General features: G+C 60.4%; 1 protein-coding gene. It reads right to left on the bottom strand.

The genetic code is table 11. The annotated features are described in order from the left end of the window. Positions 1 to 198: 198 nt before the first annotated feature. Positions 199 to 1,587: carotenoid oxygenase family protein (locus tag R4P65_RS32645; protein ID WP_317829640.1), on the bottom strand; the 1,389-nt coding region annotated here is incomplete at its 5' end.

Here is a 1,587-nt window from a genome sequence, read left to right as displayed (position 1 = left end):
TCGCGACGACTTCGTGTCGGTCTCCGGTGTGCTGTTGCTCGGCTCGAGGCCGGCTGGGATCGACGTTGTGGTTTCCGACGATTGCGTGGCCGGTCCTTCATGGGGTGTGCCGGATTGAGGCCTGCCGCTGGTGGATAGCTGCCAAGAGATCCACCAGCGGCACGAGATACTTGCTGAGATCTTGTTCTGTCGAGAGCTCTATGCCTTCTGGAGTTGGTCGCCGCGGATCCAGCAGGCGTGGAATCCTGACGGAACTCGCTGCGGCAGTAGGACGCGAGCGACGGGGCCGTCCTCGATGTTCTCGGCATCGAAGATGTTGATCTCGCCGCGATCCTCTGCTTCGTCGTTGACGAAGCAGACCAGGTAGCCGTCGGTTTCGCTGGTGGAGCCGTCGCGCGCCGCGAAGGGCGCTTCGGAACCCCATCGTCCCGGTCCGAACTTGTGCTCTTCTTTGGTTTGGGTCTGGGAGTCGAATTTTACGAGTCCGTCGAAGAGGAGGGTGGGTTCATTGGCGAGACTCATGTTGTACGAGTACCGATGCTCTCGGCCCATGATTCGCGAGTCGACGCTGGGAAACTCGATGTTGGCGTCGTCGAGCGGCGTCTCGGTTGTCATTCCGGTGCGAAGGTTGAAACGGTACCGGTAGAGCTGCGCATCGAGACGCATGTATGCAAGCATGTTGGACAGTGGATGCTCGAAGGTGGACTGGTGCTGAGGGTTCTTCACTCGGCAGGCATCCATGATGATCTCGTCGCCCTGTTCCCAGGAGTTGACGACGTGATAGATGTAGCACGGTTTCGCCTCGAACCAACGAACGTCCTGGCCTGTCCCGTGGCGGGGGATGACAGCAAAACGGGCGGGTAGAGCCTGATCGTAGAAGATCCGGTACTTGCCGGCTTTCCGGGCCGCATGGTCTTGTACCAGCGGGAGATCCATGAGGACCGAGTAGTTCTCGGTGATCGCGATGTCGTGCGGCAAGCGGGGGCCGGGAAGGTCGATCTTTGTTTCATGTGTCTGCGTGCCCTCGGCTCCGATGATTCCGTACCGCAGGTAATCCATATCCGGCCCGTAGTCGAACCAGATGAGCTCGCCCGTCGTCTCGTCGACTTTGGGGTGAGCCATCATGTCGCCGGCGAAGGTGCCTAGGAAGTCTTGTGCACCTAGTGTTTCCAGCGACAGAGGATCGACGGCGTACGGTGTTCCGCAGAGATACCACGTCGAGAGTACCTGGCCGCGGTGGTAGATGACGTCGGTATTGGAGGCGTCCTTGATGCCGAGTCCGTGGCCGTTACCCCACGGGTTGTCCTTGGGGTTCTCCATCAGGCCGGTCCACAATGCGCCGCCGGCCTCCGATTCCTGCTCGAAAGAACGAGTGTGGACGTACCGGTTGCGGTATCTGACCTTGCCGTTCTCGAAGTGGGCGGCGTGGATCATGCCGTCCCCGTCGAACATGTGGTAGCGCCCGGTGGACGGGAACTGGCGGTTCGGACCGTTCCGAAGGTAGACACCGTTGAGGTCCGTGGGGATCTCGCCGATCACAGTCAGGTCCTCCAGTGTCAGTTCATCTTTCACCGGAGCGAACACCCC

The sequence above is a fragment of the Rhodococcus sp. IEGM 1318 genome (assembly GCF_033142465.1).
GTDB lineage: Bacteria > Actinomycetota > Actinomycetes > Mycobacteriales > Mycobacteriaceae > Rhodococcus_F > Rhodococcus_F qingshengii_B.
The sequence above is the reverse complement of the archived record's forward strand: the minus strand, read 5'-3'. Positions and strand labels throughout refer to the sequence as shown.